This window comes from Cupriavidus sp. FW305-46 (assembly GCF_058787075.1).
The window spans coordinates 12,250-34,644 of the sequence record NZ_JBYSZI010000008.1; the positions used below are offsets into that span (position 1 = coordinate 12,250).

The 22,395-nt window shown below is 66.0% G+C and carries 21 protein-coding genes; 8 read left to right on the forward strand and 13 right to left on the reverse strand.

Features of this window, described 5'->3' with window-relative positions; translation table 11 throughout:
• Positions 1-15: 15 nt before the first annotated feature.
• The 4 genes from AC3WON_RS05655 to AC3WON_RS05670 form a co-directional block, all read right to left on the reverse strand.
• Positions 16-798, reverse strand: a complete 783-nt coding sequence (locus tag AC3WON_RS05655) for a fumarylacetoacetate hydrolase family protein (protein ID WP_010810220.1) — start codon at positions 796-798, stop codon at positions 16-18.
• A 138-nt stretch (positions 799-936) separates the two neighbouring features.
• The gene (frc, locus tag AC3WON_RS05660; protein ID WP_035818879.1) at positions 937-2,169 is read right to left on the reverse strand and encodes a formyl-CoA transferase; all 1,233 of its coding nucleotides are present in this window, start codon (positions 2,167-2,169) and stop codon (positions 937-939) included.
• Positions 2,170-2,528: 359 nt separating this feature from the next.
• Positions 2,529-3,248, reverse strand: a complete 720-nt coding sequence (locus AC3WON_RS05665; RefSeq protein ID WP_010810222.1) for a GntR family transcriptional regulator — start codon at positions 3,246-3,248, stop codon at positions 2,529-2,531.
• Positions 3,249-3,524: 276 nt separating this feature from the next.
• A complete protein-coding gene (locus AC3WON_RS05670; protein ID WP_035818877.1) occupies positions 3,525-4,502 on the reverse strand; it encodes a 2-dehydropantoate 2-reductase in 978 nt (325 codons plus the stop codon).
• Between the two features lie 205 nt (positions 4,503-4,707).
• On the opposite strand from AC3WON_RS05670, the gene AC3WON_RS05675 reads away from it, so the two are divergent.
• The 3 genes from AC3WON_RS05675 (at position 4,708) to AC3WON_RS05685 (ending at position 8,020) form a co-directional block, all read left to right on the forward strand.
• Positions 4,708-5,460, forward strand: coding sequence for a TerC family protein (locus AC3WON_RS05675; RefSeq protein ID WP_492351336.1), 753 nt, complete (start codon positions 4,708-4,710; stop codon positions 5,458-5,460).
• Between the two features lie 133 nt (positions 5,461-5,593).
• Positions 5,594-7,207 carry an OpgD/OpgG family glucan biosynthesis protein gene (locus AC3WON_RS05680; protein WP_492319546.1) on the forward strand — a complete coding sequence of 538 codons (1,614 nt, stop codon included), beginning with the start codon at positions 5,594-5,596 and terminating at the stop codon, positions 7,205-7,207.
• 120 nt (positions 7,208-7,327) lie between these two features.
• Positions 7,328-8,020 carry a GntR family transcriptional regulator gene (locus AC3WON_RS05685; protein WP_492319545.1) on the forward strand — a complete coding sequence of 231 codons (693 nt, stop codon included), beginning with the start codon at positions 7,328-7,330 and terminating at the stop codon, positions 8,018-8,020.
• 24 nt (positions 8,021-8,044) lie between these two features.
• Here AC3WON_RS05685 and AC3WON_RS05690 read toward each other — a convergent pair whose 3' ends face one another.
• Positions 8,045-8,920 (reverse strand): EamA family transporter, encoded by an 876-nt coding sequence (locus AC3WON_RS05690; RefSeq protein ID WP_492351337.1) that lies wholly within the window; start codon positions 8,918-8,920, stop codon positions 8,045-8,047.
• A 216-nt stretch (positions 8,921-9,136) separates the two neighbouring features.
• Positions 9,137-9,322: a hypothetical protein gene (locus tag AC3WON_RS05695; RefSeq protein ID WP_010810228.1), complete on the reverse strand. Its 186-nt coding sequence runs from the start codon at positions 9,320-9,322 to the stop codon at positions 9,137-9,139.
• A 286-nt stretch (positions 9,323-9,608) separates the two neighbouring features.
• Between AC3WON_RS05695 and AC3WON_RS05700 the strand changes: the two genes are divergently transcribed.
• Positions 9,609-10,412 (forward strand): BPL-N domain-containing protein, encoded by an 804-nt coding sequence (locus AC3WON_RS05700; RefSeq protein WP_492351338.1) that lies wholly within the window; start codon positions 9,609-9,611, stop codon positions 10,410-10,412.
• 20 nt (positions 10,413-10,432) lie between these two features.
• Here the strand turns inward: AC3WON_RS05700 and AC3WON_RS05705 are convergent, their stop codons facing one another.
• Genes AC3WON_RS05705 through AC3WON_RS05720 form a run of 4 tightly spaced genes read right to left on the reverse strand, consistent with a single transcriptional unit; the run spans position 10,433 to position 15,955 of the window.
• Positions 10,433-12,163 (reverse strand): acetyl/propionyl/methylcrotonyl-CoA carboxylase subunit alpha, encoded by a 1,731-nt coding sequence (locus AC3WON_RS05705; protein WP_492351339.1) that lies wholly within the window; start codon positions 12,161-12,163, stop codon positions 10,433-10,435.
• A gap of 26 nt (positions 12,164-12,189) precedes the next feature.
• Positions 12,190-13,833 (reverse strand): 5-oxoprolinase subunit PxpB, encoded by a 1,644-nt coding sequence (pxpB, locus tag AC3WON_RS05710; RefSeq protein ID WP_492351340.1) that lies wholly within the window; start codon positions 13,831-13,833, stop codon positions 12,190-12,192.
• Between the two features lie 27 nt (positions 13,834-13,860).
• Positions 13,861-14,673 (reverse strand): putative hydro-lyase, encoded by an 813-nt coding sequence (locus tag AC3WON_RS05715; protein WP_492319540.1) that lies wholly within the window; start codon positions 14,671-14,673, stop codon positions 13,861-13,863.
• A 28-nt stretch (positions 14,674-14,701) separates the two neighbouring features.
• Positions 14,702-15,955, reverse strand: a complete 1,254-nt coding sequence (locus AC3WON_RS05720; protein WP_492351341.1) for an MFS transporter — start codon at positions 15,953-15,955, stop codon at positions 14,702-14,704.
• A 335-nt stretch (positions 15,956-16,290) separates the two neighbouring features.
• Between AC3WON_RS05720 and AC3WON_RS05725 the strand changes: the two genes are divergently transcribed.
• Positions 16,291-16,959 carry a GntR family transcriptional regulator gene (locus tag AC3WON_RS05725; RefSeq protein WP_492319538.1) on the forward strand — a complete coding sequence of 223 codons (669 nt, stop codon included), beginning with the start codon at positions 16,291-16,293 and terminating at the stop codon, positions 16,957-16,959.
• 108 nt (positions 16,960-17,067) lie between these two features.
• Here the strand turns inward: AC3WON_RS05725 and AC3WON_RS05730 are convergent, their stop codons facing one another.
• Entirely contained in the window at positions 17,068-17,964 is an 897-nt protein-coding gene (locus tag AC3WON_RS05730) for a GntR family transcriptional regulator (protein ID WP_492351342.1), read from the reverse strand.
• Positions 17,965-18,231: 267 nt separating this feature from the next.
• On the opposite strand from AC3WON_RS05730, the gene AC3WON_RS05735 reads away from it, so the two are divergent.
• Together AC3WON_RS05735 and AC3WON_RS05740 are read left to right on the forward strand one after the other, a co-directional pair.
• Complete coding sequence (locus AC3WON_RS05735; RefSeq protein WP_492319536.1) at positions 18,232-19,356, forward strand: NAD(P)H-dependent flavin oxidoreductase; 1,125 nt, start codon at positions 18,232-18,234, stop codon at positions 19,354-19,356.
• An 83-nt stretch (positions 19,357-19,439) separates the two neighbouring features.
• Positions 19,440-20,036 carry a DJ-1/PfpI family protein gene (locus AC3WON_RS05740; protein ID WP_492319535.1) on the forward strand — a complete coding sequence of 199 codons (597 nt, stop codon included), beginning with the start codon at positions 19,440-19,442 and terminating at the stop codon, positions 20,034-20,036.
• 34 nt (positions 20,037-20,070) lie between these two features.
• Here AC3WON_RS05740 and AC3WON_RS05745 read toward each other — a convergent pair whose 3' ends face one another.
• Both AC3WON_RS05745 and AC3WON_RS05750 read right to left on the reverse strand, forming a co-directional pair.
• Positions 20,071-20,286 carry a response regulator transcription factor gene (locus AC3WON_RS05745; protein WP_492351343.1) on the reverse strand — a complete coding sequence of 72 codons (216 nt, stop codon included), beginning with the start codon at positions 20,284-20,286 and terminating at the stop codon, positions 20,071-20,073.
• A gap of 34 nt (positions 20,287-20,320) precedes the next feature.
• The gene (locus tag AC3WON_RS05750; protein WP_492351344.1) at positions 20,321-21,259 is read right to left on the reverse strand and encodes a S1C family serine protease; all 939 of its coding nucleotides are present in this window, start codon (positions 21,257-21,259) and stop codon (positions 20,321-20,323) included.
• Positions 21,260-21,750: 491 nt separating this feature from the next.
• Here AC3WON_RS05750 and AC3WON_RS05755 point away from each other — a divergent pair, with 491 nt between their 5' ends.
• Entirely contained in the window at positions 21,751-22,383 is a 633-nt protein-coding gene (locus AC3WON_RS05755) for a malonic semialdehyde reductase (RefSeq protein ID WP_492319532.1), read from the forward strand.
• Positions 22,384-22,395 lie beyond the last annotated feature (12 nt).

Genomic DNA, 22,395 nt, shown 5'->3' on the forward strand with positions numbered 1-22,395 from the left:
GAATCGGGCACCGGCTCAGCCGCGCACGTGGTTGACCAGCGAGCCGATGCCCGCGATCGCCACCTCGACCACCGCACCGTCCTTCATCGATCCCACGCCGATCGAGGTGCCGCACGCAATCACGTCGCCGGGCATCAGCGTCAGGTCCTGCGAGATCCGGCTGACCTGTTCCTCGGGCGAGAAGATCATGTCCGACAGCGGGTAGTTCTGCCGCTCCACGCCATCGAGCCGCGTGATGACGCTGGCGGCCTTCCAGTTGAAGCCGCAGACAATGGCCGGGCCGATGCAGCCGAAGGTGTCGAAGCCCTTGGCGCGCGTCCACTGCGGGAAGTTGGGGTCGGCCGTGATCAGCTCGGCCGCGGTCACGTCGTTGACGACGGTATAACCGAAGATATGCGCGCCGGCCTCGGCCACCGACACATTGCGCGCCTTGCTGCCGATCACGATGCCCAGCTCGCCCTCATAGACGATCTTGCCGTCGTAGCTCTTGGGGCGCTGCACCGCATCGCCCGGCCCGGCCAGCGACGAGGCCGGCTTGAGCAGGAACAGCGGGTGCGTAGGCACGGGCTTTTCCAGCTTGCGCGCGAGTGCGTGGAAGTTGTTCCACAACGCCACCACCTTGCCCGGCGCACAGGGCGCGAGCAGCGTCAGCGACGCGCGCTCATGCACGGCGCCGGTAGGGGCGGGGTCGTTGAAACCGTCGCCGTCATATTCGACGACACGGTTGCCATCGGCTTCGTCGATGCGGCCATGGCCGATGCTGCCGTCAGCGCGGCGAAAGCGTATCCAGGTTTGCACAGCATGCTCCTTGCGCAGGCAAAGCGGGGCCCTGCCTGCTCCGATGTCGGTTGCAGGATCTTGGAAGAAATGGGATCGTGGGCGGCTCGCGCCCGGATTCGTCATTCCCGCACAGGCGGGAATGACGTCAGGCTTGCGTCATACCGCGCCGGCCAGCTTCATCGCGGCGATCTGCGCGGGCGAGCGCCCCAGCCACTCGAGAATTTCTTCGGTATGCTCGCCCAGCAGCGGCGAACGCTCGATCTCCACCGGCGATGCCGAGAGCGTGATCGGGCAGCCCAGCTGCACGTAGCTGCCGCGCTGCGGGTGCTCCAGCTCCTTCAGGTAGCCGCGCTGGTACAGCGACTCGTCCTCGATCAGGTCCTTCATCGACAGGATCGGGCCGCACGGAACATCGACCTCGTTGAGCGCCGCCATCACGTCGAACTTGCTGCGGCCACCGGTCCATTTCTCGATCACGGCGAAGCAGTCGGCCAGGTGCTTGAGGCGTGCTTCTGGCGTGGCGTAGTCCGGATTGGTGATCAGGTCCTCGCGCCCGCACAGGCGCATCAGCGGCTCCCAGCCTTGCGGCTGGATGATGACGTAGACATAGTCGTTGGGGCCGCCCGGCGCGCAGCGCAGCGCCGCGCCGGGCTGGCCGCCGCCCGAGGCATTGCCGGCGCGCGGCACGTGGTCGCCGAACTCTTCGTTCGGGTATTCGCGCAGCGGGCCGTTGGACAGGCGCTGCTGGTCGCGCAGCTTGACGCGGCACAGGTTCAGCACCGCGTCCTGCATCGCCACTTCCACGCGCTGGCCGCGGCCGGTGTGCTCGCGCTGCAGCAGCGCGGCCAGGATGCCGACCACGCAATGCACGCCCGTGCCCGAATCACCGATCTGCGCGCCGGTGACAGTGGGCACGCCCTCGGCATCGCCCGTGGTGGAGGCCGAACCGCCCATGCACTGGGCCACGTTCTCATACGCCTTGCAGTCCGCGTACGGCCCCGGGCCGAAGCCCTTGATCGAGGCATAGACCAGCCGCGGGTTCAGGTCCTGCAGGTGGTCCCAGTCAAAGCCCGCGCGCTCGAGCACGCCCGGCCCGAAGTTCTCGATCAGCACGTCGCTGCGCTGGACCAGGTCTTCGAGCAGCGCCTTGCCTTCGGGCGTCTTCATGTTCAGCGTCAGGCTGCGCTTGTTGCTGTTGAGCATGGTGAAGTACAGGCTGTCGGCGTTGGGCACGTCGCGCAGCTGGCTGCGGGTGATGTCCCCGCGGCCGGGCATTTCCACCTTGATCACGTCCGCGCCCAGCCACGCCATCAGCTGCGTGGCCGAGGGGCCCGCCTGGACGTGGGTCATATCCAGGATGCGAACGCCTTGCAGTGCCTTGGTTTCCATTTCGGATGTCTCCTCGGACGATGGTTTCACTTGTATATGGTCTGTTCCTGGTGCTCGGCGCGTACTCGCTCGCGTCCGTTCCGGCCCTATTGATGACATACGGTATGTGATATATCAGAAGAGAGCAAGAGGAGTTTGCCCGATGCAACACAAATTTCGACGATGCAATGCAGCAATCGACCTGTTTTGCTTGCCCGAAGTGGGAAACCCAGTCAAATCCCGAATCAGTCAGCCAGCATCTTTTTCACATTGATATATCACATACCACAACACGAAAAGCTCGCGCGTCATCCGGGAACGCACAAAAGCAAAACGGCGGACCAAGGTCCGCCGTATTGCCGCCCTACCCCCGCCCGCCTTCAGTCGAGGAAGTCGCAGTGCCGTTCCACGTAGTCAGCCAGATCCAGCGAATGCTGCCGCACCAGCCGCTCGGCCAGCTCGGTATCGCGTTTCTCCAGCGCCTCGATGATGCGCAGGTGGTCCACGATCGAACGTGCCGCCCGGTCGCTCTGCGAGATCGTCATCTTCCGGATCGCGCGCACGTGGATAAAGATATTGCGGATCGTGTCCATGATGATCTGCGACTTGGACAGCTGCACGATCGCCTGGTGGAACGCGATATTGGCGTCGGAATACTCTTCGATATGCTCGGCCGGAGTGGAATCGCGGAAGCTGTCGAACATGCTGCGCAGCTGCGCGATCTCGGCATCGGTGGCGTTCTCGGTGGCCAGCCGCGCGGCCATGCTTTCCAGCGCGGCCCACATCTGGATCATCTCCACGATCTCGCGCTTGGTCTTGCGCATGATGTAGATGCCGCGCCGGGGCACGGTGCGCAGGAAGCCCTCCTGCTCCAGCAGCGTCATGGCTTCGCGGATGGGTGTGCGGCTGACACCCATGGCCTCGCTCAGAACCCGCTCATCGAGGCGGATCTCGTCGCGCGACTGGTAGATGTCAGCGTCGGCGATGGCCTGGCGCAACATGGCGTAGGCCTGGTCGCGCAGGCTCGCGCCGGCATTGATCGGTTGCACGGACAAGGCCAGCCCGTTGGGCTGGACGATGGATTGGCTTTGCGCAGACATGAATGAGCTCGTGTGAGACCAGCGGCAGGGTGGCCGGAATGGCTGCCCCCCGCATTGCCGCACAGCTTAGCAAAAACGCCTGACCCATTACGAAAACGCATCAAACAATGCGTTGTTGTCATGCATCGGCACAGTAGCGGTGCGCGGTCTGTCGTATATGGTATATCACTATCGCCCTGCCTTTCTCGCTTCGCAAGCCCGGCTCACGCTACCTTGGCGCGCCTGGCGTGCGCCAGGGGATACCTGACCCGCGGTATCCCCTGTTCCCAGCCGCGCTCAGGCGGCCAGCTTGGCCATCGTGTCGCGCTGCTTGATCAGACCCAGCACGGCATCGCACATCGGCGTGGGCTGCGCAACCAGACGTCCCATTTCCTGCACCACGGTCAGCAGCGGGTCGATTTCCATGGCCCGCCCGGCCTCCAGGTCCTGCAGCATCGAGGTCTTGTGCGCGCCCACGGCACCGGCGCCGTCGATGCGCCGCTCCACGTCGACGCGGAATTTCACCCCGAAACGCTCGGCGATGCCTTGCGCCTCAACCATCATCTGGCGCGACAGCGCCCGCGTGGCCGGGTCGGCGGTGATGACGTCGAGCGTGGCATGCGTGAGCGCGCTGATCGGGTTGAAGCACAGGTTACCCCACAGCTTGAGCCAGATCTCGTCGCGGATATTGTCGCGCACCGGGGCGTCCAGGTCGGCGGCCATCATCATTTCGCTGAGCCGGGTCACGCGCGCCGAGCGGCTGCCATCCGGCTCGCCCAGCGGAAACTTCTTGCCGTAGACATGCTTGATCACGCCGGGCGCAACGATCTCAGCCGCGGGATAGACCACGCAGCCGATCGCCCGCTCCGGCCCCAGGCCTTTCCATTGGCGCCCGCCGGGATCGACGCTTTCCAGCGTGCTGCCGGCCAGCTCGCCGCCATGCTTGTAGAAGTACCAGTACGGAATGCCGTTGACGCCGGTGACGACCGCGGTTTCCGGCCCCAGCAGCGGCTGCATCTGGTCCACCACGCCCGGCACGGAATGCGCCTTGAGGGTGATGAACACATAGTCCTGGTGTCCGAGCTCGCGCGGATCGCTGGTGCAGCGCACCTTGGCCACGCGCTCCTCGCCGTCGATCAGCAGCCTGACACCATGTTCCTGCATCGCCGCGAGATGGGGGCCACGCGCGACGAAGCTGACCTCCGCCCCCGCGCGTGCAAGCTGCGCCCCGACATAGCCGCCGATCGCGCCTGCGCCGTAGATACACACTTTCATTGCTGTCTCCTTGATGGCTCGATTTGGATCTTTTGATATATCACATACTATATTCCATCGAGGCACATGGCAACCGCGTCAAACAACCTTTATCTTTCCGGATCACACTGCGCGGGCAAGCGGCGCTGCGCTAACATGACGCCTGCATGTGCCCCGGGCGGACCACCGTCCGGCGCCAGCCTGGAACCTGACACCCGGAGCTCTCATGGAAGCGTCGTTGGCATTGCTGCAGGATCCCGCCGCGTGGGCGGCACTGGCCACGCTGGTGGCCATGGAAATCGTGCTGGGGATCGACAACCTGATCTTCATCTCGATCCTGACCAACAAGCTGCCTGAAGCCATGCGCGAGAAGGCGCGCAAGATCGGCATCAGCCTGGCGCTGGTGATGCGCCTGGGCCTGCTCGCCACCATTGCCTTCATCGTCAAGCTCACCGAGCCGGTGTTCACCATCCTGGGCCAGGGGCTGTCGTGGCGCGACATCATCCTGATCGCGGGCGGCGCCTTCCTGGTCTGGAAGGCCACGCGCGAAATCCACCACCACGTCACCGCCGCCGAAGAAGGCGAGGAAGGCGGCACGGCCAAGGCGGTGCAGAGCTTTGCCGCGGCCATCGGCCAGATCCTGGTGCTGGACCTGGTGTTCTCGATCGACAGCATCATCACCGCGGTCGGCATGACCGAGCATGTGCAGATCATGTTCGTGGCGGTGATCGCCGCGGTGATGGCGATGCTGTTCGCGGCCACGCCGCTGGCCAACTTCATCAACCGCAACCCGACCATCGTGATGCTGGCGCTGGCCTTCCTGATGATGATCGGCATGACGCTGATCGCGGAGGGCCTCGGCACCCATGTGCCCAAGGGCTATATCTATACGGCGATGGCGTTCTCGGCCGCGGTCGAGGGGCTGAACATGCTGGCGCGGCAACGGCGCCAGCGGCGCCGGGCCAGCGGGCAGGCCTGATGTGCGGCGGCGGCCGCTTGCAGCCGGGCTGCGGGCGGCCGCCTGTAACAGAGGGTGTCCGAACTTTTCGCTGACGGCGGCGTCTCTTACAGTTCTGCACAACCCCCGGACAATAAAAGGACGCTTTCGCCACATGATGAACCGCCGAACCCTGCTGGTCTCAGCCACTGCCTCCGCCGCGCTCGCCGCACTGGGCATTACCCCGTCGGTGCTGGCAGCCAGCCGGATCAAGCTCGGCGACGCCCAGCCATTCGGTTTCGACGCCCTGATCGAACGCGCCCGCGCGCTGGCCGGCAAGCCCTACGCGCCGCCAGCGTCGCCGCCCGCGGACGTGCTGTCCCGCATCGACTACGACGCCCACGGCAAGATCCGCTTCCGCACCGACGACGCGCTCTTTGCCAGTGGCCCCGGCCAGTTCCCGGCCACCTTCTTCCACCTCGGCACGTACTTCCGCACGCCGGTGCGCATGCACGTGATCGAACGCGCCAAGGGCGGCCCTGGCAAGACCCGCGAGATCGTCTACGACGACGCCTACTTCGACATGCCGGCCGACAGCCCCGCGCACAAGCTGCCGCCGGGCAGCGGCTTTGCCGGGTTCCGCTTCCAGGAAAGCCGCCTCGGCGACCAGAAGACACGCGACTGGCGCAAGAACGACTGGGTTGCCTTCCTCGGCGCGTCGTATTTCCGCGCCATCGGCGACCTGTACCAGTACGGGCTGTCCGCGCGCGGCATCGCCATCGACGTGGCCGAAGCCGGCAAGTCCGAGGAATTCCCGGCCTTCACCCATTTCTGGTTCGAGACCCCCGAGGGCAATGGCGATACCGTCACGGTCTACGCCCTGCTGGATGGCCCCAGCATCGCCGGCGCCTACCGCTTCGTCATGCAGCGTGGCAAGGCCGTGATCATGGATGTGGAGTGCGCGCTGTTCCTGCGCAAGGATGTGGGCCGGCTGGGGCTGGCGCCGCTGACCTCGATGTTCTGGTTCTCCGAAGGCATCAAGGGCACCGCCGTCGACTGGCGCCCGGAGGTGCATGATTCCGACGGCCTGGCGCTGTGGAACGGCGCCGGCGAGCATATCTGGCGCCCGTTGAACAACCCGCCGCAGACCACGGCCTCGGCGTTTTCCGACGATAACCCCAAGGGCTTCGGGTTGCTGCAGCGCGACCGCCTGTTCGACCACTACCAGGACGGCGTCAACTATGAGCGCCGCCCGAGCCTGTGGGTCGAGCCGCGCGACGGCTGGGGCGCCGGTTCGGTGCAACTGGTCGAGCTGCGCACCGATGACGAGATCCACGACAACATCGTCGCCATGTGGGTGCCCAAGGCCCCGGCCAAGGCCGGCAGCACCTACCGCCTGCGCTACCGGCTGCACTGGCAGGCCGACGAGCCCTTTCCGTCGCCGCTGGCGCGCTGCGTGGCCACGCGCCTGGGCAATGGCGGCCAGCCGGGCCAGCCGCGGCCCAAGGGCGTACGCAAGTTCATGGTCGAGTTCAAGGGCGCGCCGCTGGAGAAGCTGCCCTTCGGCGTCAAACCCGAGGCTGTGCTGACCGCCTCGCGCGGCACCTTCTCCTACGTCTTCACCGAGGCCGTTCCCAACGGTGTGCCGGGCCACTGGCGTGCCCAGTTCGACCTGACCGCCGACGGCAACCAGCCGGTCGATATCCGCCTGTTCCTGAGGATGAACGGCAAGCCGCTGTCCGAGACCTGGCTCTACCAATACCACCCGTTCCAGTCGCCGGCGGGCTAAGGCGCAAGGCACGGCCACGCGCCGGGCCCTTTACACCATATTGCGTCGCCGTGATGTCAGGCGCGCACGAGCGGGTATGATGGCTGGCTACGACAGTCCAACCGCATCAGCCAGCCTCACATGATTTCTCAAGAGTTCGCCGGCGCCGCCGAGAGTGGCCAGGCCGCATCGCTTCCGCGCTCAGAGCGCGCCTACCAGCAACTGCGCGCCGCCATCCAGGCCGGCCAGCTGTCCCCCGGGACGCGGCTGCGCGAGGTGGAACTGGCCGAATCCCTGGGCCTGTCGCGCACGCCGGTGCGTGAAGCGCTGTCGCGGCTGGAGTCCGAAGGGCTGGTCGTCAACGAGCCCAACCGCGGCATGATGGTCACCCAGCTCGACGCCAGCATGGTCAGCGAGCTGTACGTGATGCGCGAAGTGCTGGAAGGCACCGCCGCCGCGCTGGCCGCGCGCCACGCCACCGATGTGGAGATCTCGCTGCTGCGCGATATCGTCGAGCGCGACCTGGCGTTCGCCGACGACCCGGACCGGCTGGCGCAGAACAACCGCCTGTTCCACGAAACCCTGCACCGCTGCGCGCATAACCGCTACCTGCTGAAGAACCTGCGCTCGCTGCATGAGTCGATGGCGCTGCTGGGGCGCACTACGCTCTCAGTGCCGGGACGCGCGCGCAGCTCGTACGAGGAACATATCGCGCTGGTGGAGGCGCTCGAACAGCGCGACCCGGCGCTGGCGGAACAGATCGCACGCCGGCATATCCAGCAGGCCTACAAGGTGCGGCTGTCGCTCTGGATCCAGGAACAGTCGGGCAGTTGATCTGCCCGGCAGCAGCCGGCAGTATCAGGCCGCCTGGGCCCGCGCCGTGCGCAGCGTGCCCAGGCTGAGCACGGCCAGCGCCACCAGGATCAGCATCACCGCACCCAGCGTCTGCGGCGCGATCTGCTCGCCGCCCAGCCATGCACCCATCGCCAGCGCCACCGGCGGGTTCACATAGACATAGCTGGCCGACAGCGTCTGGCTGACCGTGGACACCAGGTACATATAGGCAGAAAACGCCACCAGCGACCCCGCCACCACCAGGTAGACCCAGGCCCAGCCGGCCTGCGCGCTGACCGATGCCGGCCACGGCTCCTGCCGCAGCGCCGACAGCACCATCAGCACCGCGCCGCCGATCAGCATCTCCGCGGCAAATGCCGCGGCACCCTGGGGCAGCTCCAGGCGGCGCGCCAGCTGCGAGCCGAACGACCAGCTCGCCACTGCCAGCATCAGCGCCACCACGCCCCCGGTACTGACGCGGAATTCCGCGCCCGCGGTCAGCACCAGGATGCCCAGGCTGCCGATCGCGATCGCCACGTACTCATACCATTTCGGCCGGCTGCCGAAGCAGGCACTCCAGACCAGCGCGAAGATCGGCATCGACCCGATCATCACCGTGGTGGCACCGGAAGAAATCGTCTGCTCGGCAATCGCGGTCAGGCCCATGCCGCCCACCAGCAGGAACAGCGCCGGCACCGCGCAGTTGCGCAACAGCCGCCACGACGGCATCGGCGTGCCCCGCCACGCCAGCCAGGCGGCCAGCAGCAGGCCCGCGCAAAGGAAGCGCGTGCCCATCATGAACAGCGGCGGAAAGCTCTCCAGCGTAAAGCGGATCGCCAGGTAGGTCGTGCCCCAGACCACATAGGTGATCAGCAGGCACAGCAGCACAAGCGGGGGCATGGTCGAAAAGGCGTATTGCGAAGGCATCCACGATAGCCCCCTGCCAGGCCCCGGCCAAACGAAAAGGTCTGGCAAGCCTTGCGAAAGTTATTCACAAAGCACGCAAAAACCGCGGGCAAAACAAAACCGGCCGCGTCTGCCCGGGCGGGCGCACGTATGGCCGGTTCTACAACGCAGCCCGCAACGGGCCGCAACTACTCTGCTGCAAACAACTCTTTAGCCGTTGGCGTAGACCACGTGGGCCTTGCGGGCCTGGGTCTGCAGGCGCTCGATCGCGCTCTGGACGAAGGCGATGGCGCGCTTCACGTCATGGGCGAAGCCCAGGCTTTGCGTACCGAGTTCACGGTCGATCAGTTCGCGTTCGAGTTGGTCAGTCAGCTTGATATCGGATTGGGTGTTCATGGCGTCCTTCCTTTCGGGATTACCCTCATGGGGTTTTCCCCGATTGTAGCAGAGGAATTGTCGCGCTGCAGCATTAGGTGAAAGTACGTATGTGGGAGAGCAACGGCTGGTGGCGTTGCCACTGAAATCTTGCCGGTCGGCCGCGTTATGCTTGAATCCATTCAGGGCAACGATGTGCTTTACCAATGCACAACAAGAGCACCTGGAATCACCCAACCTCCTATCCGAGACCGGTACCTGAGCCGTCCCGTGAGTTCCCGTTCGTTATTCAAAAACGGATGCCGGTATGCCAAGGCCCAAGATCCTGACCTATGTCGACGCCGGCGCTTCCGACTGGACCGCATGCCTGATGCGGACCATCGGGCACCAACTCCATGCCAGCACCTACGAGATCCGTGCGGTGATGGCAGACGACATCCGGCACGACGCCACGCTGTTCGATGGGGCGGTGCTGTTTGTCATGCCGGGAGGCGCCGACCTTCCCTACTGTGCAATGCTGAACGGGGCCCCGAACGCGCGCATCCGGCATTTCGTCGAGCAGGGCGGCGCCTACCTCGGGATTTGCGCGGGCGCTTACTACGCATGCCGGGAACTGGCGTTTCACGCCGGCACCAGGGGCGCAATCTGCGGCCCGCGCGAACTGTGCTTTGTCGACGCGGTGGCAGTGGGCTCGCTGCCGGAACTGACCGACGGCATGCTGTATGACGGCACGCCGCGTACCACGGCCGCGGTGAAACTGCGGACCACGGACAGGCTGACCGATGTCCCGATGTCGCTATACGCCCACTACCATGGCGGCTGCCGCTTTGACTTCGGCGACGCTCTCGGCCCCGACACGCAGGTCCTGGCCGTCTATGCGGATATCGATGGCACGCCGCCCGCCATCGTCAGTTCACGGGTTGGCAAGGGCCGCGCGGTGCTCGCCGGCGTCCACCTGGAGATCTCAGAGCGGGAGTGCAAGGATGCGCTGCGCGGACACAGCGATATGCCTGAACACCTCCATGTCTGTGACCGGCTGGCGCAGACCGGCGATACACGCCTGGCGGTGTTTCGCCGCTTGCTGGCGCACGCGGGGCTTGCGCTGAACTGAGCGGCGCACCCTAAGTGCATTCACACAATATTGACCAGCCGCGTTCCCGCCGTCAGGAAAGTGCCCGCGGCCGCCTGCCACGTTACGCGGCCGCCGCGATGGGCATGGACTTGCATCTCCATCTTCATGGCTTCCATCACGGCGATCAGATCGCCTTCCTCGACCTCGTCGCCAACTGCGACCTTCCAGGTCTGCACGGTGCCGGCGATCGGGGATGGCAGGTCGGCCGGGTCGGTAGCGGCGGCCTGGGCCGGCGCCGCGGCGCTGCCTTGCCCGGGCGCATCGGCGAGGCCGCGCAGCAGCTGCGCCGGCAGGCCCAGCACCACGCGGCGGCCGTCGATCTCGATGGCGGTGCGCAGCAGGCTGGCATCGTGCCGGGGCTCGGCACGGGTGGCCGCCGCCAGCGGCTCGGCGAAGTCGGACTCGATCCAGCGCGTGTGGACCCTGAAGCCATCCGCGCCGACGAAATCTGCATGGTTGATCACCGCACGGTGGAACGGCAGCACCGACGCCACCCCCTCGATACGGAACTCGCGCAGCGCGCGGCGTGCGCGCGCCAGCGCCTGTTCGCGCGTGGCACCGGTCACGATGAGCTTGGCCATCAGCGAGTCGAATGTGCCGGGGACCACCGAGCCGGACTGCACGCCCGAATCCACGCGCACGCCGGGGCCCGACGGCGCCTCGAAGGTCTGCACCGGCCCGGGCGTGGGCAGGAAGCCGCGGCCCACGTCCTCGGCGTTGATGCGGAACTCGATCGAATGGCCCAGCGGCGCCGGGGTTTCGGTAATGGAGAGCGGCAAGCCATCCGCCACGCGCAATTGCTCGACCACCAGGTCCACGCCGGTGGTCTGCTCGGTCACGGGGTGCTCCACCTGCAGGCGGGTGTTGACCTCCAGGAAGGAGATCGCGCCGCTGGCGCTGAGCAGGAATTCCACGGTGCCGGCACTGGTGTAGTTGGCCGCCGCGCAGATGTCGCGGGCGGCGGCATGGATACGCGCGCGCTGCGCGTCGGTCAGGAACGGCGCCGGGGCTTCTTCGACCAGCTTCTGGTTGCGGCGCTGCAGCGAGCAGTCGCGCGTGCCCAGCACCACGACATTGCCATGCTGGTCGGCCAGTACCTGCGCTTCGATATGGCGGGGCTTGTCGAGGAACTGCTCAACGAAGCACTCGCCTCGGCCAAAGGCAGTGACAGCCTCGCGCACAGCGGAGGCGTACAGCTCTTCCACCTCATCCATGCGCCATGCGATCTTCATGCCGCGGCCGCCGCCGCCGAAAGCCGCCTTGATGATGATCGGCAGGCCGTTCTGCTCGGCAAAGGCAAGTACCTCGCTGGCGTCCACGACCGGGTCTGCCGTGCCGGCGACCAGCGGCGCACCAACCTGCAGGGCGATCTTGCGCGCTTCCACCTTGTCGCCCAGCCGCGCAATCGTGGCGGGAGACGGGCCGATCCAGACCAGGCCGGCATCGATCACTGCCCTGGCAAACGCTTCACTTTCCGACAGGAAGCCGTAGCCTGGATGCACGGCATCTGCCCCGCTGCGTCGGGCGATATCGAGCAACTTGGGAATGTTCAGGTAGGTGTCGGCCGGACGGTCGCCATCCAGGCCGTAGGCCTCGTCGGCCAGCCGCGCGTGCAGCGCGTCGATATCGGCATTGGCATACACGGCCACCGACCCGACGCCGTAGTCGGCACAGGCGCGGATGATGCGGACGGCAATTTCGCCACGGTTGGCAATCAGGACTTTCTTCATCGCAATCTCTGTTAAGGCTTGTGCGCTCAGGCGGCAGACGGTCGCTGCGCCGACGGTTGCAGTTCTGACGGTTGAAGTTCTTCGAAGGCGCCGAGCGGGTTGAAGCGCAGCCAGGCGCCAACCGGAACCTGTCCGGCGCGGTCCAGGTGGTAAGGCGCCACGGCCCCGATCACGGGGTAGCCGCCAGTCAGCGGGTGGTCGGCCAGGAACAGCACGGGCTGGCCGCTTGGCGGCACCTGCAACGCACCTAGGGCGGTGCCCTCGCTGGGCAGCTCGCCGGTGATGGCGCGCTCCAGCGGCACCTCGCCGGCCAGGCGCAGGCCCACGCGGTTGGATTGTGGGGTGACCTGCCAGCGCTGCGCGGCAAGGCGCGCCACGGACTCGGCAGTGAACCAGTCGGTGCGGGGACCGAGCACCACGTCCAGCACGACGTCCTGCTCCACCGTGGGCAGGTCGGCCGCAGGCAACCCGGGGGTGCCCACGACGGCGCCGGCCGGTGCCGGCAGCAGCTCCAGCACATCGCCCACGGCCAGCGGCGCGGGGCCGACCTTTGCCAGCGTGTCAGTCGCACAACTGCCCAGCACCGGCGCGACGGCAAACCCGCCGCGTGCGGCCACATAGCTGCGGGCGCCGGCAAGAGGCTGGCCAATGCTCAGCGTGTCGCCATCGGCCAGCGCCACGGCCTGGTGGTTCGGGACGCTCCATCGGCGGCCATCGGCAGTGCGCACCGTCAGCGCCGCATCGGCGCCGGCGACAGCCAGCACGGTTTCGCCCACGCTCTGCAGTTGCAGGCCGCCGCCCACGGTCTCGAGTGCCGCGCCGTCGCTGCGGTTGCCGACCAGGCGGTTGGCCATCTTGAGGGCGGCCTGGTCCATCGCACCCGAGGCCGAGACGCCCTGCCCCGCCTGGCCGTGCCGGCCCAGGTCCTGGAACACGGTCTGCAGCCCGGTGGCCTTCACCTTCAGCGCCGCGGCAGCAGGCGCCTGGTCCGTCGGCAACGGCTGGCGCGCCGGGGCGCCGGCGGCGATGGCATTGTCCGCATCGAGTACGCCATCGAGCGTGGCGATGTCGATGAAGCGCACGCGATAGCCGGGCTGCAGCAGCGCAGGCTGTTCGCGATTCAGGTCCCACATGGCCACGGGGGTGACCCCGATGATCTGCCAGCCGCCCGGGCTGGCCTGCGGGTACACGCCGCTGAAAGTGCCCGCCAGGCCCACGGCGCCGGCGGGAATACGCGTGCGCGGCGTACTGCGGCGCGGCACGTCGAAGCTGGGATGGCCGCCGCTGAGATAGGCAAAGCCTGGCGCAAAGCCGGTAAAGGCAACGGTGTATTCGCTGCCGGTGTGGCGGCGCACCACTTCCGCGGGCGTGATGCCAAGCAGCTGGGCCACCTCGGCCAGGTCCTCGCCGTCATAGCGCACCGGAATCTCGACCAGGATGTTGCTGCGCTCCACGCGCTGCGACAGGTCGCGCGCGGCAATGGCCGATACCAGCGCGGCGGCGCTGGTGGCCGCTGGGCGGAAGTGGACGAGGATGGTGCGCGCGGCGGGCACCAGCTCCGCTACGCCGTGCAGCGGATCGCGCTGCAGCGAGGCAAGCAGGGCCAGGGTCTGGTCCAGATCGGCCAGTTCCACCAGCAGGGCATTCGAAGTGACGGGCAGAAAACGCAAAACTAGCTCCGCAATGACCCAACGGTCCTAGACGTGATACGTGCTGTCTGGCACGTCGGTAATGAACATGTGGCCTGGCGCATGCGTCACGGCGAACGGCACGCCTGACGCCATCACGGCCGCCTGGGGCGTGACGCCGCAAGCCCAGAACACCGGGATCTCGCCCGGCTCGATACGCACGGCGTCACCAAAGTCAGGCCTGGCGAGATCGGCAATGCCGAGCGCGGCCGGATCGCCGACATGGACGGGCGCGCCGTGCACCGACGGGAAGCGTGCGCTGATGGAGACCGCATCGGCAACCCGATGCGCGGGGATGGGCCGCATGGACACGACCATCTCGCCATGCAGGCGGCCAGCCGGGCGACACTGGCGGTTGGTGCGGTACATCGGCACGTTGGAACCGTCGGCGATATGCCGCACCTCGATGCCTGCCTCTTGCAGCGGCGTCTCGAAGGTGAAGCTGCAGCCGATCAGGAAGGTGACCAGATCCGGATGCTCAGTCCACAGGGGCGTGGCATCCGCCACCTCCTCCACCAGCTTGCCGTCGCGCCACACGCGATACAGCGGGATGTCGGTGCGGATATCGGCCCCTTGCGCCAGCACGGTCTGCTGTGCACCCGCTTCGATCACGTCGAGCACGGGACAGGCCTTGGGGTTGCGTTGTGCGTACAGCAGGAAGTCCCAGGCCCAGTCGCGCGGCAACGCGATCATGTTGGCTTGCGTCATCCCCGGTGCAATGCCGGCGGTAGGCTGTACGGTGCCGGCACGGTAGCTTGCGCGCGCTGCGCGCGCGGCGTTCACGGCGGCGATGCGGGTGCGTTCCAGTGCGGAATCTTGCATGAGGGTTGCTCCAGTGTCTTGGATCTGATCAATGCGCAGCCTCGGCCCCGGCTTCGGCGAGCAGTTCGCGCCCTTGCGTTTCCGGCAACAGCAGGCAGGCGATGACGACCAGCCCATAGGCGCCGGCGGCGAGATAGCCGATGGCAACACCCAGCGACATTGATGCGCTCATATGCCCGATCATGGCCGGGAATACGGAACCGACCGCACGGCCAAAGTTGTAGCAGAAACCCTGGCCGGAGCCGCGGATATGGCTCGGGTACAGCTCGGTCAGGTAGGCCCCCATCCCCGAGAAGATGCCGGACAGGAAGAAGCCCAGCGGAAAACCCAGCACCAGCATCGCAGCGTCGGTGATCGGCAACTGCGTATAGCAGATCACGAGGAAGGCCGCGCTCACCGCAAACAGCATGAAGCAACGCCGGCGCCCCAGGCGGTCGGACAGCCAGGCGCTGGTCAGGTAGCCGGCGAAGGACCCGGCGATCAGCACCATCAGGTAGCCGCTGGTGTTGAGCACGGAGAGATTGCGCTCCATCTTGAGGTAGGTGGGCAGCCAGGTCGTCACCGAATAGTAGGCACCTTGCATGCCGGTCGCCAGCAGGCTTGCCAGCACCGTCACGCGCAGCACGCCGGGCTTGAAGATCAGCATGAAGCTATTGCTTTGGCCGGTGCGGGCCAGCTTGGCCCTGGTTTCCTGATACACCTCGGGCTCGGAGATATTGCGGCGGATATACAGGATAAAGATCGCCGGCAGCACGCCGGCCCAGAACAGCACGCGCCATGCGTATTGCTGCTCGAACACGGCATAGACCGCCCAGAATGCAATCGCCGACAGGCCCCAGCCGATGGCCCAGCTGCTTTGCACCAGTCCGACCGCCTTGCCGCGGTGGCGGGCCCGGATCATCTCGGCGATCAGCAAGGAACCGACCGACCATTCGCCGCCGAAGCCCAGGCCTTGCAGCATGCGGGTCAGGAACAGTTGCTCGGGGGACTGGGTGAAGCCGCTCAGGAACGTAAAGAAACTGAACCAGAGCACGGTCAGCTGCAGGATCCGCACGCGGCCATATTTGTCGGCCAGGATGCCGGCCAGCCAGCCGCCGATGGCCGAGCTGATGAGCGCGCCCGTCGCGATGTAGCCAGCCTCGGCCTTGGTCATGCCCCACACCAGGATGAAGGTGGGGATCATGAAGGTGTAGATCATGTAGTCGAAGGCATCGACCCCGTAGCCGACGAAGGCGGCAAAGAGCGTCTTGCGCTCAGCCTGGTTGGTTTCTTTAAGCCACATGGTTGCGCTCACTATGGATAAGGACAAAGCGTGGACAAGGCTCGTCGTGCTGTCTTCACGACGAAGTTCCGGTAGCGAGCAAGACTGCTAAACAGCGGCCCCGCACCCCAGCCGCTGTCTAGCAAAACACATACCATGTTCATTTATATGCACGTATGACTCAACCACCGTGCCTTATTGTTGAACAATATTGGCTGCTATTCGATCCTCGTATACACCTAAGTCACGCCTGTAGGGCATCGTTCGCACCAATCTTGTGCCTATTGTTCAACAAAGTGAGATAACATCGCCGCACGGGGGCATGCCGGAACCTGTCGCCCCCGACGTAAGCCAACATGACATCCAGTACTGACGTAAGAAACCTGGCCGAGCGGGTCACGGAGCAGATTCGCCAGCGCATCGTGCATGGCGAATTCGCGCCCGGGCAGCGCTTGTCGGAAGCCGCGCTTAGCGAGAGCCTGCAGATCTCGCGCAACACCTTGCGCGAGACCTTTCGCGTGCTGACCAAGGAAGGCCTGCTCAAGCACGAACCCAACCGCGGCGTATCCGTGGCAATTCCCAGCATCGCGGCCATCATCGACATCTACCGCGTGCGCCGCATGATCGAGTGCCAGGCCATCGCCCAGGCCTATCCCAGCCATCCGGCCAGGAAGCACCTGCGCGAAGCGGTGGAAATGGGACTGCGCTGCCGCGACAGCGGCGACTGGCAGGGCGCGGGCACCGCCAATATGGAGTTCCATATGGCCATCGTGGAACTGGCCGACAGCGAGCGGCTGAACGTGATGTTCTCCCACCTGCTGGCCGAGCTGCGCCTGGCTTTCGGCATGCTGCAGGATGCGGAATTCCTGCATGGCCCATATGTCGAGATGAACCAGCACATCCTGCAGTTGTTCGAGGCGGGCAAGCTCGCAGAGTGTGCCGCGGCCCTCAACGACTACCTGGTGCAGTCCGAGCGCATCGTGCTGTCGGTTTGCGCCCGGCACCCGATTTTCAAGGGGCGTTGAACGCCGGTGCGGCGCATCCATGCATAGCTGCTGCACGCCGAGCCGCGATGGCCACCGCCTGCTCAAGATGCGGCGCCATGCATTGGCGTCGGTAAGGCGCCAGTGCCCTCACTTCACGGCGAGCGTAAACGGCAGCAGCAGCGCATTCACAAGCAGCAAGCCATAGACGACCACCGCCGCCGCCGGGATGGCGAAACGCGTCCGATCCTGCGCGCTCGCAGCACGGCGCGTCCACAGTAAACCCGCACCCATCACGACCAGCCCTGAAAGCAGGCTCTCCACGGCAAGGGCTGCCGGATGGGACTTGTCCGCGCGGCTGTTCTCGTTCTCGGCAACCGGAGGCGCTGTGGCGTGCCAGACCGGCAGCGCTGCGACAGCGGGAGCCGTCGGCCGTGCTGGTTCGACGGGTTCCGGTGCGGGCGACATGGCAGGCGGCTCCGCCGGCGGCGGCTCTTCTTGCACGCGCTGCGTCGGCGCAGGAATCTGCGTTGAGGTCTGTGGGGCCTGTGCGGAAGCCGCCTCGGGCGGCGGTGCCGCCTCCTGGCTGGCCGGGGTCGATCTGGCAGTTGCCGCCGGATTCGCGGCGTCGGAGCGGCCTGGCGTGATTCGCATCGAATCCCGCTCCCGCCAGAATCTGCCGAACAGGCTTTCCAGGCAGCGTACCGAGTCGCAGGCATCGCGCCGGCCGCGCCACGCCGCGATGTCCGAGTCCAGGATCCTGCCCTTGCGCAGCATCCTCTGCTGCTCGGCGTAGATGCGCTCGTAGCGCTCTGACAGCCTGGAGGAATCGCAGATCAGATGCCGCGGGCGCGCCTTCTGGCCGACCTCGCCCGTCGCAAGGTTGCATCTCACCCCGGAGCCATCCGGGTTGTTGCAGCGTACGGGGGGTTCGCGCGCAGTGGATTTGCAGACGACGTCAGAGGCCCACGCGCCGCTTGCGGCAAGGAGGCCCGCTGCTATGTCCACGGAAACAATCGTGACCAGGCGCCCTGTGATCGTCTTCATCAAATGCCCCATCGAAGCGGCCCCAAGGCTTCCAAGCTAGTCGATAGTTGCCGGGTATCCCAAGCCTGCAATGCGGGGCGCGTGCGGTAAGCCACCTTGCCCCGCACCGACAGGACCGGATGCGCCGCGCGATGAACAATCCATTGCGAAGCCGCAGCAACATCTCACGCCGCCGGATTTCATGGCATGCTCGATACCCTCCGGTACAGCCTCGCCTTCGATGAGCTCCCGAGCGGAATCCTGCACTTCAAAGAGAAAGAGACCTTCATGGACACTTCCACGCCCTCCAGCCACCGCCGCAACCTTCTTTCAATCCTGGGCATTTCCACGCCCATCATCCAGGCGCCCATGGCCGGTGTCAGCACAGCGGCCATGGCTGCCGCCGTGTCGGAGGCCGGCGGGCTGGGCTCGCTTGGTGTCGGGGCAATGGACGCGCAAGCCGCGCGCAAGACCATTCGCGAGACCCGAGCGCTGACCGGCAAGCCATTCAACGTCAACCTGTTCTGCCACGCCCCGGCCAAGGCCGATGAGGTGCGCGAGCAGGCCTGGCTCAGCTACCTTGCCGCCCAGTTTGCCGAGCACGGCGGGACCACACCGGCGAGCCTGCGCGAGATCTACAAGAGTTTCGTGGCCGACGACGCCATGTTCCAGATGCTGCTGGAAGAAAAGCCAGCGGTCGTGAGCTTCCATTTCGGCCTTCCCGCCCAGCAGAAAATTGACGCGCTGCGCGCGGCTGGGATCGTGCTGCTGGCCAGTGCAACGTCGCTGCATGAAGCGCGCCAGATAGAGGCCGCCGGCGTGGACGCCATCGTCGCGCAAGGCATCGAAGCCGGCGGACACCGCGGCGCCTTCGACACCGATGGCTACGACGAAGGCCTCGGCACGCTGGCTCTGGTGCGTCTCCTGGTGCTGGGCACGAAACTTCCGGTGATTGCCTCGGGCGGCATCATGGACGGGGCAGGCATTGCCGCGGTGCTGGCTCTCGGGGCGGAAGCCGCCCAGCTTGGCACCGCATTCGTCGCCTGCCCGGAGTCATCTGCCGATGCCGCCTATCGCGCGGCGCTGACCGCGCCCCAGCCGCGCGCGACCACGCTCACCCGCGCCATATCGGGCCGCGCGGCCAGGGGCTTCACCAACCGGCTCACGGCACTCGGCATCGCCGCCGACGCACCGCCGGTGCCGGACTACCCGATCGCCTATGACGCGGGAAAGGCGCTTCACGCCGCAGCCAAGGCCGCGGGAAGCGCTGAGTATGCAGCGCAGTGGGCCGGGCAGGCAGCGCCCTTGGCCAGGTCCCTGCCGGCCGCGGAGCTGGTGGCGCAACTCAGGTCGGAGCTCAGGGAAGCGGTCCTGCGCATGGCGGCGTTTGCGGACCCGCAGGACGCAGCCTGAGCGTATCTATAACAATTATTTGAATGTACTGACTGCCGGCTCTACGATGGCGCAACCCAACGTCTCCACTCCCACGAGGCCCCATGCATATTGCCATCCTGACCTTCGAAGGTTTCAACGAAATCGACTCGCTGATCGCGCTCGCCATCCTCAACCGGGTCAAGCGGCCCGGCTGGCGGGTTTCGATCGCCAGCCCGGCGGCCAAGGTGCGTTCGCTGAACGGTGTGGTGATTGAGTCGCAAGCATCGCTGGAGGACGCATGCAACGCGGACGCTGTGCTGGTGGGTAGCGGGATACGAACCCGGGACGTCGTTGCCGATGCCGCGCTGATGTCGCAACTGCGCTTCGACCCGACGCGCCAGTTGTTGGGCGCGCAATGCTCGGGCACGCTCATCCTCGCCAAATTGGGCCTGGTGAACGACGTTCCGGCCTGTACGGACCTGATCTCCAAGCCATGGGTAGTGGAGGCCGGCGTGGCTGTGCTCGATCAGCCGTTTGTCGCCAAGGGAAACGTTGCAACCGCCGGCGGATGCCTGGCGTCGCAGTACCTGGCCGCCTGGTTCATCGCCCGCCTGGAAGGCGTCGAGGCTGCACGCAGCGCGATTGACTATGTGGCGCCAGTGGGCGAGAAGGAGGCCTACGTGTCGCGCGCGATGGCGAACATTGCGCCGTTCCTCTGATGCGCGCTGGTGATGTGACTCCGGGCTGAGCCTCCTACACCAGGATGAGACCGTGCCGCATACCCTGCAATACAGCCTCGGTGCGGCTGCTTGCGCCGAGCTTGCCGAAAATGGCGGACAGGTGGAACTTCACCGTGTTGTCCGATATGTCGAGTTGGCGCGCGATTTCCTTGTTGCCAAGCCCTTCGGCGAGCATGGCCAGCACTTCAAGCTCGCGTGGGGTGAGCGTTTCGGTCAGAGCCGCGGTCATCCTGGCATCCGGCATGCGACGGCTTGCATGAATCTCAGCTGCACGAATTCCGTGACTGGCGTTCGCCCACCGTGACCGAGCACTCCTTGCGCTCGCCACCCCGGATCAGCCCGATCTTCAGCAACTGCCCGATGCGGTCGCCGCCCAGCGCGGCATGGACGTCGTCCATGTCTTGGCATGGCTTGCCATCCAGTTCGACCAGCACATCTCCGATCAGCACCCCGGCTTGCTCCGCGGGCCCGCCCGCCGCAAGCGATACCACCAGCAACCCGCGCCCGGATGCCAGATTCAGCTTCGTCACCCAAGACTCCGACAGGTTCACCGGCTGCGTGCCCACGCCAAGGTAGCCGTGCGAGACACGTCCTTTGCTTAGCAGTTCGCCGCTCACGCGCGCCACGGTCGCAGCCGGAATCAGGATGCCGGCGCCAGGCGCGAGCGCCGATGTGCACAGGCCCATGACCCGCCCCTGCATATCCGCCAGGGCCGCTCCGGAGAAACCGGGGCGCAGGCCGCCGTCAAGCCGCACGAAGGCGTCGAACTGCCCGCCTCGCCAGGTACGCCATGGACCGCCGGCAGTGCCGACAACGCCGAAATCCGCGCTGGTGCCGAGCCGGTCCACTCGCGCCACCGCGAGCACCAGATGGCCCGCTTTGAGGGCGCGCGCATCACCGCTCTCGACCGGGTTCAACTCCACGCCATCGAGCCTCAGTACGGCCAGGTCGGTGCCAGGGTCCCGTCCCGCCAGGACGGCCGCCACGCTACGGCCATCGGCCAGGGTGACTTCAATGCCGTCTTCCTGCCTGAGCGTATGCGCGGCCGTGACCACCACGCCGGGTTGCCAGATGACTCCACTGGAGGGAAAGCGATGCCGCCCGTGCACCGCCACGACACTCTGGCCGACGCGCTCGGCGATGGCTGCCAGGTTGGCGGAAAGATCCTGCAAGGGATTTCCGCTGGGGGTTGAGGTTTCCATGGTGATGACTCCTGCCATTTGCTACATGAACCGATGCGTCGCGCGCCCGGCCAGCTTGAGGAAGCCAGGCAGGCAAGCGCAGACGAGTGGTTTCACAATGACAGGCGCGCGACGGCCGCGCACCACCCTGATGGGTAGCTGGTGCAGGGGGAACTCGCGCGCGGCGTATGTGTTTGCACAAGCTTTTGCCTTCTCGCCATTGCTCCCCCATTTTTCGTGGCACAGGTGCGCCAGGTGTTTGCCAGTATCACCGCGAGCACCAGGGCCGGCAATCGTCACTTCGACCGGATCACTGCGCGTTTCGCCCGGCGTGCCAAAGCGGCTTTGCGGATACCTGAGCCCCTGCCCGCGCTGGCACATGCCGATGGCGCGGACAATCTCTGCGGATCCATGCGAAAGCCTGCGGCGCGGCGGCGAGCGGCGCTGCCTATGCTAGACAGAAGCGGCGCCCTGGCCGGGCAGCCGCGTGGTCCCGTTTCCAGGAGATAACCATGAACAAGCGCTTGAGTGAAGAAGGCATGGATCTGCTCTTTCGCGATGCTCGCACGCACAGCGCATGGCTGAACCAGCCCGTGAGCGACGAAACCCTGCGGCAGCTCTATGACTTGATGAAATGGGCGCCGACCAGCGCCAACTGCTCTCCCGCGCGCATTCTGTTCCTGCGTACCCCTGAGGCCAAGCAGCGCCTGTTGCCCGCGCTGGCGCCGGGCAATGTAGAGAAAACCATGGCCGCGCCGGTCACAGCCATCATCGCCTATGACATCAAGTTCTACGAACTTCTGCCCAAGCTGTTTCCGCATGCGGACGCACGCTCGTGGTTCGCCGAAACCCCCGAGCTCGCGCTGACTACCGCGAGGCGAAACAGTTCCCTGCAGGGCGCGTACTTCATCATCGCCGCCCGCTCGCTGGGGCTCGACTGCGGGCCGATGTCCGGCTTCGACAATGCCAAGGTCGATCACGAATTCTTTCCCGCGGACCCTAAGGACAATGCCTTCCAGCTCGAATATTTCCCGGACAGCCACGTGAAATCGAACTTCCTGTGCAATCTTGGCTATGGCGACCCTGCCAAGCTGTTCCCACGCAGCCCCCGCCTGGAATTCGATGAGGCATGCAAACTGCTCTGAAGGAGGCGGCAC

Bases quoted from the DNA above. Each gene is read 5' to 3' on its own strand.
- AC3WON_RS05700 (WP_492351338.1), top strand. From the start codon at position 9,609: ATGCCAAGGCCCAAGATCCTGACCTATGTCGACGCCGGCGCTTCCGAC.
- AC3WON_RS05675 (WP_492351336.1), top strand. From the start codon at position 4,708: ATGGAAGCGTCGTTGGCATTGCTGCAGGATCCCGCCGCGTGGGCGGCA.
- AC3WON_RS05680 (WP_492319546.1), top strand. From the start codon at position 5,594: ATGATGAACCGCCGAACCCTGCTGGTCTCAGCCACTGCCTCCGCCGCG.
- AC3WON_RS05740 (WP_492319535.1), top strand. From the start codon at position 19,440: ATGCATATTGCCATCCTGACCTTCGAAGGTTTCAACGAAATCGACTCG.
- AC3WON_RS05665 (WP_010810222.1), bottom strand. From the start codon at position 3,248: ATGTCTGCGCAAAGCCAATCCATCGTCCAGCCCAACGGGCTGGCCTTG.
- AC3WON_RS05670 (WP_035818877.1), bottom strand. From the start codon at position 4,502: ATGAAAGTGTGTATCTACGGCGCAGGCGCGATCGGCGGCTATGTCGGG.
- AC3WON_RS05750 (WP_492351344.1), bottom strand. From the start codon at position 21,259: ATGGAAACCTCAACCCCCAGCGGAAATCCCTTGCAGGATCTTTCCGCC.
- AC3WON_RS05730 (WP_492351342.1), bottom strand. From the start codon at position 17,964: ATGAAGACGATCACAGGGCGCCTGGTCACGATTGTTTCCGTGGACATA.
- frc (WP_035818879.1), bottom strand. From the start codon at position 2,169: ATGGAAACCAAGGCACTGCAAGGCGTTCGCATCCTGGATATGACCCAC.
- AC3WON_RS05720 (WP_492351341.1), bottom strand. From the start codon at position 15,955: ATGTGGCTTAAAGAAACCAACCAGGCTGAGCGCAAGACGCTCTTTGCC.
- AC3WON_RS05725 (WP_492319538.1), top strand. From the start codon at position 16,291: ATGACATCCAGTACTGACGTAAGAAACCTGGCCGAGCGGGTCACGGAG.
- AC3WON_RS05705 (WP_492351339.1), bottom strand. From the start codon at position 12,163: ATGAAGAAAGTCCTGATTGCCAACCGTGGCGAAATTGCCGTCCGCATC.
- AC3WON_RS05685 (WP_492319545.1), top strand. From the start codon at position 7,328: ATGATTTCTCAAGAGTTCGCCGGCGCCGCCGAGAGTGGCCAGGCCGCA.
- AC3WON_RS05755 (WP_492319532.1), top strand. From the start codon at position 21,751: ATGAACAAGCGCTTGAGTGAAGAAGGCATGGATCTGCTCTTTCGCGAT.
- AC3WON_RS05695 (WP_010810228.1), bottom strand. From the start codon at position 9,322: ATGAACACCCAATCCGATATCAAGCTGACTGACCAACTCGAACGCGAA.
- AC3WON_RS05715 (WP_492319540.1), bottom strand. From the start codon at position 14,673: ATGCAAGATTCCGCACTGGAACGCACCCGCATCGCCGCCGTGAACGCC.
- AC3WON_RS05745 (WP_492351343.1), bottom strand. From the start codon at position 20,286: ATGACCGCGGCTCTGACCGAAACGCTCACCCCACGCGAGCTTGAAGTG.
- AC3WON_RS05690 (WP_492351337.1), bottom strand. From the start codon at position 8,920: ATGCCCCCGCTTGTGCTGCTGTGCCTGCTGATCACCTATGTGGTCTGG.
- AC3WON_RS05735 (WP_492319536.1), top strand. From the start codon at position 18,232: ATGGACACTTCCACGCCCTCCAGCCACCGCCGCAACCTTCTTTCAATC.